The following is a 9,394-nucleotide window of genomic DNA, read 5'->3' on the forward strand; positions in this document are numbered from 1 at the left end:
GACGGTGGCTGACTCAACTCACGGCGACACGCCGTGTCCCGAGAGACACAATCCGCTATGAGGGATTAGTCACCCACATCGCCGAACGCGGCAAATGTGCAGCTCAGGGGTTAAACGCCAAGCTTAGTTCCACGGCCGACGCTGACAGCTGTGGGGTACGGGATCGCGCCTGATGGATCACGGCGGTCCGTAAGGGGAAGTCTGCGGTGGCGTGGAGCATGGGCTCGTTGTGCCATGCGGTGATGTGGTTGGAACGGCCGGGTGCGGTGATCACAGTCGAGACGAGCGAAGGCGTGCGGGCCGAGCGGAGCGGCATGGTCGACAACATCCGGGTGACGGGTAAGCCTGTAAGACTGCTGTCACCCGGTACACGCGATTGCGTTAGAGCAGGTCAGGGGCGGTTCCCTGTCTGGTCGATAGCGAATCTTTCGCTGATCCTCGACGGGCACGATCGGCCGCGGTCAGGATGGACCCCGGAACTGTGGGTCTGCGGCGGCCCGGGGAGCTGCCCATTGGCGAGAAGGCCGGATGTCGCGTGGCGCGTGTGCTGGACGAGGATGATCTGATCGGGAACTGGACGCTGGTCGGCGAGGAGCTAGAGCAGTTATCCGGGCGCCGCGGGGCGACCAAGCTCGGATTCGCGCTGCTCCTGCGCTTCTATGCGGTCCACGGCAGGTTTCCGAGCGGCCGTAGTGAGATCCCGGACCAGGCGGTGGCCTACGTCGCTCGCCTGGTCGATGTGCCGGCGTCCGAGCTCGGGCTGTATGAGTGGGACGGCCGGACCATCAAGCAGCATCGGGCCGATGTGCGCAAGTACTTCGGCTTCCGCGAGTGTTCGGTGGCCGATGCGGAGAAGGCTGCGAAGTGGCTGGCCGTCGAGGTGTGTGAGAAGGAGCGGCAGGTCGATCGGGTGCGCGAGCAGTTGTTGGCGCACTTGAGGGAGGAGCGGATTGAGCCGCCGACGCGGGATCGGCTACGGCGGATCATCGGGTCGGGGCTTCGGCAGGCCGAGCAGGCGCTGACCGCCCGGATCTGCGGCCGGATCCCCACCGAGGCGGTGGCGCGGATGCTCGCCATGATCGCCAAGACGGCCGACCCGGGCGAGGAGGAGGATCCGGCCGGGCAGGATGACGGCGCGTTGTTCGGCGCGGCCGAGGTGGCCGGGGTGGACGTGTTCGCGATGATCCGGGAGGAGCCGGGCAACGTCAGCGTGAAGACGATCGAGGGGGAAGTGTTCAAGCTGAAGGCGATCGGTAAGGTCGGCCTGCCGGACGATCTGTTCGCCGACGTCGCGCCGAAGGTGCTGGCGAGCTGGCGGGCCCGGGTGGCAGCGGAGGCGCCGTCGCATCTGCGCAGCCATCCGCACGAGATCAAGATGACGCTGCTGGCCGCCTACTTGTTCTGCCGGGGGCGGGAGATCACCGATGCGCTGGTGGACCTGCTCATCGCCACGGTGCATCGGATCAATGCCCGCGCGGAGACGAAGGTCATCGGCGATTTCGTGGCTGAGTTGAAGCGGGTGTCGGGCAAGGAGAACATCTTGTTCAAGATGACCGAGGCGGCGCTGGAGGCTCCGGAGGAGCGGGTCGAGGACGTCATCTATCCGGCGGTGCCCGGCGGGCACCAGACGCTGGTGTCGCTGCTGCATGAGTACCGGGCCAAGAGCACCTCCTACAGGCAGCACCGGCAGCGGGTATTCAAGGCCTCCTACACCAACCACTACCGGACCGGGCTGATCCAGATCGTGGAGGCGCTGGAGTTCGGCTCGACCAATACGGTGCACGCGCCGATGATGGAGGCCCTGGCGCTGATCAAGCGGTACAAGGCCGAGGCCAACAACCGGATGAAGTGCTACGCGCTGGGCGAGCGCGTCCCGGTCGACGGGATCATCCCGGCGGAGCTGGTGGAGCTGCTGTACCGGGCCGATAGCACGCGCCGGCAGCGGATCTTGCGCACCGTCTACGAATGTGGGGTGTTTCAGAGCCTGCGGGAAAAGTTGCGCTGCAAGGAGGTCTGGGTGGTCGGCGCGGAGAAGTGGCGCAACCCCGACGACGACCTGCCCAAGGATTTTGAGGCCAACCGAGCCGAGAACTACGCCAAGCTGCGCAAACCGCTCGATCCCAAGCACTTCACCACGGAGATGATGGAGGAGCTGGACGCGGAGCTGTCGGCGCTGAACGACGCCCTGGGCGGCAAGGGCCTGCCCTGGCTGAAGATCGAAGAACGGCGAGGCGCGGGAGCGATCCACCTGTCACCGCTGGATCCGGCGCCCGAACCGCGGAACCTGCGTCGGCTGAAGACGGCGATCCGCTCCCGGTGGGGCGTGGTCCCGCTGATGGACATGCTGACGGAGACCGCGCTGCGCACCGGCTGCCTGAACGTCTTCACCCCGGCGGGCACCCAGAACCATCTGGAGGCCCAGGTGCTGTTCGAACGCCTGCTGCTGTTGATCTACGCCTACGGCACCGGCGCGGGGGTACGCGCCGTGGCCGCCGGCGACCACCCGCACACCGAGGACGACCTGCGCTACGTCCGGCGGCGTTACGTGACCGTGGAGGGCTGCCGCGAGGCCGCCCGCATCATCGCGGACGCCACCTTCGCCGCTCGGCAGACCGCTCTGTGGGGTGAGGGCACCACCGCGGTGGCCTCCGATTCCACCCACTTCTCCGCGTTCGATCAGAATATATTCACCGAATGGCATTCTCGATATCGGAGGGCCAAGCGCGGCGTCTTGATCTACTGGACGGTTGACGTCGCCGGGTCGATGGCCGTGCACAGCCAGCTGATCAGTTGCTCGGCCTCAGAGGTGCACGCGATGGTCGAGGGAGCGATGCGGCACGGCACCGACATGGAGATCGAGCAGAACTTCGTCGACTCCCATGGCGCCACCTTTTCGTCGGGTTCGGCATCACCAGGCTGCTGGACTTCGACCTGATCGCCCGGTTCAAGCAGATCAACAAGATGAAGCTGTACGTGCCCTGCCGGGGCGATCATTCGTCCTACCCGCTGCTCGCACCCGCGCTGACCAGGCCGATCAGGTGGGACATCATCGAGAACAACTACGACCTGATGATGAAGTACGCCACCGCGATCCGGCTGCGCACCGCCTCCACCGAGGCCCTGCTGCGCCGGTTCACCAGCGAGACCACGCACCCCGCCTACGCGGCCATGCTGGAGGTCGGCCGCGCCCAGCGGTCGATCTTTCTGGCGCGCTGGCTGCGCGACCGTGACCTGCAGCGGGAGACCGAATCCGGGCTGAACGTGGTGGAGAACTACAACGGGGTCAACGACTACATCCGGTTCGGCAAGCGCGGGGAGCTGGCCTCCAACCGGCGGGAAGAGCAGGAGCTGGGCATGCTGTGTTTGCACATCCTGCAAAGCTGCCTCGGCCTGATTAACACGTTGATGATTCAAGACACGCTCGCCCTGCCGGAGTGGCAGGACGAGCTGACCGACGCCGACCGGCGCGGCCTGACTCCGATCTTCCACTCGAACATGAGCCCGTACGGCGAGATCCAGCTGCGGACCGACCGCCGCCTGGAGCTGACCGGCCTGCCGGCTGCGGGACACTGAGGAGCCTCACCCCATGGCGACGATCACGGTGATGAGTCAGAAAGCGCAGTACGCGGCGCGGGCGCAGGGACGCTGGCCGCGGCTGGCCGAGGCCGTCCGCCAGATCCGGCAGCGCCGGCCAGGCGATCCAGCGGTAGGACCAGCACCGGCCCGTCACCGTCCCTAGCCCGCTCGAGACCGGGGTCGACCTACATTAGCCACACGCGGCCGATCTGGCCGCCCTCATCCCCGGCATCACCCGAACCGGACACACGGTGGCCTTCACGGCCGAGAACATGACCGCCGCCTACCGCCTGCTCCAGCTGCTCGCCCCGCTCACCCACATCGGCCCCTGACACGGCGCTCCATCCGGGATCGTGGCTTTGCCTCGTCTTCACGGTGCTGGTGTTGCCAGCCCAGCTCAGGAGGCAAGGCGTGATGATTTCAACGCTTTTGTCGGTGGAGGTCAATAGGGTGCGGCCTATGATCAAGAGCAGGTACGAGCGCGTCCTTTTCTCCCGCACGGGCTCGGGCGGGGACATTTCTGCAATCGAGGTTCCGGAATGAACGCCCTGCAGGAGATCCTCGACCGTATCGACGACGGTGACATCCGGGGCCTCGTGGGGTTCCTGAACGACCTTAGCGACCCGGCCCGGCGCGTGGTGGCGCGGGAGCTGCCCGCTCGCCTGAGCGAACGCCTCCACGACCGGTTCGAGGCCCGGGACCTGGCCTCTGCCTGTCGTGTGGTCGGGGCGGCCATTCTGGGCGGTGCGGAGCAGGTCGCGGCCTGGCTCAACCGGCGGGAGCTGCGCTGGGTACGCGCCCCGGCAGCCGACACCGTATACGTCATGTCCGTGCTGCGCCGCAGACCGCAGGAGTGGCGCCAGGACCTGGCTGTCCGGCTCGTGCGCCGGTTGCGCCCGGACACACGCTCACCCTGGCCGGGCGTGCTGATGGCGGCCGACTGGGGTCTGGCCGCAGCGCTGGTGATCGAGACGGGGGCAGAGCCGCCGGAGAATGACGCGTTCGTGGCCGGCTGGTCGGCGCACGTGGCCGAGCGGAAGTGGAGGAGCGAAGGAGCCTTGGTCCTCGCCGAGGATCCGCTGTTTGACCACATGCTGCCGCGCCTGTTTCAGGCGGAGGGCGTTGCGGAGCGGCTGGCCTGGGACTCCAGTTGGAGGGACGGCCATCCGATCATCGATGAGCTGGCCGCGCTGGCCGACAGCGGGCGGGTGTCCCGACAGGTGTTGCTCGACGGCTGCGTCGGCCGCTTCCTGGTGGCAGCCGAGGCCGCGCAGGCAGGTCCCTTCGTGGTGTTTTGGCGGAGATTGGCGCCGGAGGTGACCGAGATCCCGGTGGCGGATTTTGTGCGGGTGCTGCCGTCGGCGCCCACGCCGGTGGTCCAGCTCGCGGTGGACGAGCTGCGCCGGGCGCACGCTGCAGGAGTGCTCGACGACGAGCTGTTCGCCGAGGCGGTGCTGGCGCTGGCCTATCGACCGGAGAAGAAGCACATGACGGCGGCCGTGAAGTGGATGGCCGAGGCGCCCGGGCCTACCGGCGGCGCAGCGGTGGCCGCGCTGGCGCCCGTGTTCGACGTGGACACGCCTGCCCTTCGCGAGCGTGCGGTGAAAGTGGCAGTCCGGCTCGCCCCTCACGCTGACGAATCGGGCAAGGGGGCGATCCGCGAGGCGGCCACCCGGCTGCCCGCAGGCCTGTGTGAGCGGGTGGCCGCTGTCTTCGGCGCGGTGGAGGCGGTCCAGCCTGAGGTCGTGTCCGCCCCCGCCGTGACGGCGATGCCGCCGCCTGCTCTGGCCCGGCCCATCGTCTCGGCGGAGGAATTGGCGGCCGAGCTGGGCAGGCTGTGGGGGCCGGATCAACCCGCGCGGTTCGAGCGCATTCTCGCCGCCCTCGTCGAGCTGACCCATCGTGACCGCCAGGCCGTCGCAGCGGCATTGCGGCCCTGGTGGTTGTCGTATTGGCGGCAGCCGTTCGATGCGAGCTCCTGCAGGCACATGGTCAGCGGCAGTCTTGAGAACGTCCGAGCCCTACTGCCACACTGCGCGCTGGCGATCGTGTCGCCAGCGGACAGCCGTGAGCTGTCCGCTGTGCTGCAGAACCGGCGGAGCGCCTGGTCCACCTCCGATCCCAGCCCGGAGCGCTTCGTCCAGCGGCGGTTCCGTGAGGTCCTGTCCCTGTTCGAACGGGATGAGACGATCCCTGTGTTGCTAGCCACGCCGACGTCCCCGACCGGCCACGTTGCCGCCGAGATCCTGATCGAGCGTATGGAGCTGCTGGGCGACGCCGAGCCGCTTGAGGCTGACTTCGTGCAGGCGTTGCTCAGGCTACCGCGCCAGATCGATCCGGCACTGGTCGTACGGGCCGAAAAGCTGCCGTCGCGGGCAGGTCGGCGGCTGGCGGCCTGGCTGCGCGATGGTGGACTGCCTGATCCCACGGTGACCTGGGAGCTCGACACATTCGAGCAGTCGGCGCACGCCAGACTCACGCCGCCCGGAGGCGTTAACGAGCTGGTCGCCGAGTTGTGCACGCTGGACCCCAAGCCATTCTCCCGCGACATGCAGTGGTGGCCGGCGATCATGCCGTCCCATCGCGAGGTCGTGGCCGCGCACGTCCTGCAGTGCCTGCCGTTGTTCATGGACAGCTCGGACGGCCAGGTGGAGGTCGTGGCGTCCTTGGCTCACGGCGACGGCCCGGTGGGCATCGCCACCGCGAGCGTAATCGTCATCGGCATGGGGCACGACCGTCCCGCCCAGCGAGCCCTGGCCGCCGACGCGGTCATCACGCTGACCGCACACGGGCAGTTGCCTGCCGCCGACCTCGGCCAGGCTATAGGCCACCTGGTCCGCGCGGAACAGGTCAAGCTCAACAGGGTCACCGGCATCCTCGACGAGGTAATGGCGGCGGGGGCACACGCCCAGGTGTGGGCAGCTCTGGCACAGGCCCTGCCGCTGCTGTTGCCCGGCTCCGACGAGAAGCCCCGGCCAGGGCTGGGCGAGTTGCTTAAGGCCGCCACGGAAGCGGCGATGCGAACGGGGGCGCGCGATGACGTCCCGGGGCTGGCGGAGGTGGCGGCACGCAAGGGGCAGAGTCTGGTGGTCCACGAGGCGCGACGCCTGCAAGGGGTGATCTCGATGTGACACCGGACATCTTCGGAGAGCGGGTGGGACTCGGGCGCCATGATGCTGTTCTCCGGCCGTGGTTGGGGTAGGCCGGGATCGGGCGAGTGATGCGGTGTTCCGACGGTAAACCTGTATTTAAGTACCGATTGCAAGTCGGCAACTGCGTCGCGCTGGGTCACATGGTGAGGCGAATGCATCGCTGCGGTGCCGCTGCCGTCAACGGGTTCTCACAAACGGAAACGAGGGGCGGGGGTCCATGTCGTGATCGGGCAGTTCGCGCAGATCGTCGCAGGCGTGGATGTCATCGCGGCGCTGGGTGAAGCCGAGCAGGCTCCATCTGCCGCAGCGGCTGGCCAACCAGGCGCGCACCTGCTCCAGGTGCATCATGTCCAAAGGCGATCGTGCCGTCCGATGGCCCCGCGGCCGCCCGGGCCAGCACGAACCCGGCCAGCACGTCGGTTTCCAGCGCTTCCAGGTTCTCGGCGGTGGCCGGGGCACGCTACCCGAAGATCCTTCACCACCGCCAGCGCCAACTCCAGCCACCTCGCCTTCACCATCACAGCAAGACGAACGACCAGGACGATAGACCTTCAGAACCCCGAAATCTCATTAACACCAGAAGAAGCCAAAGCACCAGCCAGCCGATAAGCCCAGGTCCTGCGGCTAAAGAGGAACTCATGGGATATTGCACATCTGAGCCGAGCTCGCGGCGCATGTTCTGCTCGGGTGGCTGACCTTCCTGCACCACCGGCACGTTCGTGAATCGACAATCGCCAGATTCATGATCGATCACCTTCCCTTCAGCCGCTCTCCCGGCAGGCACCCCGCCACCGAGGTTGTCACTACATAGACGGTCAGCCGCCGCGAGTGTCCGTTCTCGTTGAAGGTGGTCTGTTCCGAGGCTCTGACCAGGGCGGGCCCGATTGATCGAGACACGTCGTCCACGGTTCTCTCACTCAGCCTGGCCGTAGACGCTGTCCAGGCCAAGTTCGATGAGACGAGCCGAAGCCCTGACCTCGGTGGATGCCTCCCGCCGAGTCATCTTCCCCGTTCAGGCCGGATTGATTGAGAACGGGCCGAGATCGGCGAGACAGGACAGCGAGCGTTACCTCCGTTCAGAAACTCCATCGGCTTGCCGCAGTAAATACCGGATTTACTGCGGCAGCCGCCCGTGCCGTGCCATCCTGAGCTGGATCACCCCCTCCGGCGATCATGATCGAGGTGTACGCATTTACTGCGGCAGATGGAAGGGGATCGTCATGGACGACCCAACGCCGACGGCGCCCTCCCCGCGAGGCGTGATCATGAGTGAGCCCGCGCCCGCGCCTTGGGGCACCGCCGCCGTCCTTCCGCTGCACGCCGACCGGCCGGCCGCCTACGCCGACGCCGTGGAGGCGTATCTCCGCTCGGCCGGGATCGGCACCTCCTCCCGGCGCGTCTACCGGATCTCGCTGCTGTCCTGGGCGTGGCTGGCCACCGGGCAGCAGCCGCCACTCGGCCGCGACCGCCGCGGCGCCTCTCCCCCCGCTGCGGCGTTCGCCGCGCTCGACGACCCGACGGCGGCCGAGGCGCTCGCCGAGGCCTTCGCGCGGCGGGCCCGGCTGGTCGACGCCGACACCGTCAACCGGGAGCTGTCGGTGATGAAGGCCGCCATCGCCTGGTGGCGCCAGCGCGGCTGGCTGGCCAGCAACCCGGTCATCGGCATCGAGCGGCGTCCCGCGCCGCCCGACCGCACCCGGGCACTATCACGCGAGCAGATCGCCGCCCTGTTTACGGCGAAGGCGCCGCTGCGGGAACGGACGCTATGGAAGGCCCTGTATGAGACATGCGCTCGGGCCGAGGAAATCCTCTGCCTCGACGTGGAGGACGTGCTCCTGGCCGACAAGCGCGGCCGCGTCGTCTCCAAGGGCGGCACCATCGACTGGGTGCACTGGCAGTCCGGCACCGCCCAGCTCCTGCCCCGGCTGCTGAAGGGCCGCGCCCGCGGCCCGGTGTTCCTCACCGACCGGCGCGCGTCCGCGCGCACCCCGAGCGGCGATATCTGCCCGGTCACCGGGCGGGCCCGGCTGTCGTACCGGCGCGCCGCCGAACTCTTCGAGACACTCACCCGGCCGCTGGCCCACCCCGGCATCACCGACCCGGCTGCACTCGAGACACGCGGCGGGTGGACCCTGCACCAATTGCGCCATTCCTCTCTGACTCATGAAGCGGAAGACGGCACCAACACCCCCACCCTGCTGGCCCGCTCCCGGCACGCCTCCGTCCGCTCCCTGGAACGCTACGCCCGTCCCGGCGTCGACGCCGTCGCCGAGCACGTCGCAGCACGAGACCCCCTCCGGCGCGGCGGCCGGGGGCGAGCCTGACCCATCGCATCGGTTCCCCGGCCCCCGGCCACCTACCGCAGGGTCGAGGCGTTTCCGTCTCGACACAGGGATCCTGACCTGCTCTAACGCAATCGCGTGTACCGGGTGACAGCAGTCTTACAGGCTCCCCGAGTGGGACACCCGCGCAGGATCGATCGAACTTGCTATTCCGAAGCTGCGCTCGAGCTTCTACTTCCCGGACTGGCCGCTGGAACGCAGGCGGCGGGCCACCGGCGGGCCGTGGTCGGGGAGCCGGAGCTTATGGGCGCGGCCACGTCAGACGCCCCGCTTATCCGTCCCCGTCCAGACCATCTGAGCTGGCATGCCGGATTGTTCCAGCGG

The 9,394-nt window shown here is 68.0% G+C and carries 5 protein-coding genes and 1 pseudogene; 3 read left to right on the forward strand and 3 right to left on the reverse strand.

Annotated elements, in window-relative coordinates; translation table 11 throughout:
- The first annotated feature begins 535 nt into the window (after positions 1 to 535).
- Positions 536 to 3,573, forward strand: a pseudogene (locus tag ACTWPW_RS61385) (Tn3 family transposase).
- A 188-nt stretch (positions 3,574 to 3,761) separates the two neighbouring features.
- Here ACTWPW_RS61385 and ACTWPW_RS61390 read toward each other — a convergent pair.
- A complete protein-coding gene (locus ACTWPW_RS61390) occupies positions 3,762 to 4,094 on the reverse strand; it encodes a hypothetical protein (protein WP_443174608.1) in 333 nt (110 codons plus the stop codon).
- 21 nt (positions 4,095 to 4,115) lie between these two features.
- Between ACTWPW_RS61390 and ACTWPW_RS61395 the strand changes: the two genes are divergently transcribed.
- Positions 4,116 to 6,707, forward strand: a complete 2,592-nt coding sequence (locus tag ACTWPW_RS61395) for a DUF7825 domain-containing protein (RefSeq protein ID WP_443174609.1) — start codon at positions 4,116 to 4,118, stop codon at positions 6,705 to 6,707.
- A 198-nt stretch (positions 6,708 to 6,905) separates the two neighbouring features.
- Here the strand turns inward: ACTWPW_RS61395 and ACTWPW_RS61400 are convergent, their stop codons facing one another.
- Positions 6,906 to 7,076: a hypothetical protein gene (locus tag ACTWPW_RS61400; protein ID WP_443174610.1), complete on the reverse strand. Its 171-nt coding sequence runs from the start codon at positions 7,074 to 7,076 to the stop codon at positions 6,906 to 6,908.
- Between the two features lie 169 nt (positions 7,077 to 7,245).
- Entirely contained in the window at positions 7,246 to 7,482 is a 237-nt protein-coding gene (locus ACTWPW_RS61405; protein ID WP_443174611.1) for a hypothetical protein, read from the reverse strand.
- Between the two features lie 511 nt (positions 7,483 to 7,993).
- Between ACTWPW_RS61405 and ACTWPW_RS61410 the strand changes: the two genes are divergently transcribed.
- A complete protein-coding gene (locus ACTWPW_RS61410; protein WP_443174612.1) occupies positions 7,994 to 9,052 on the forward strand; it encodes a tyrosine-type recombinase/integrase in 1,059 nt (352 codons plus the stop codon).
- Positions 9,053 to 9,394: the final 342 nt, after the last annotated feature.

Origin of the sequence: Nonomuraea sp. KM90 (genome assembly GCF_052246675.1) — a bacterium.
In the GTDB taxonomy this organism is placed as follows: domain Bacteria; phylum Actinomycetota; class Actinomycetes; order Streptosporangiales; family Streptosporangiaceae; genus Nonomuraea.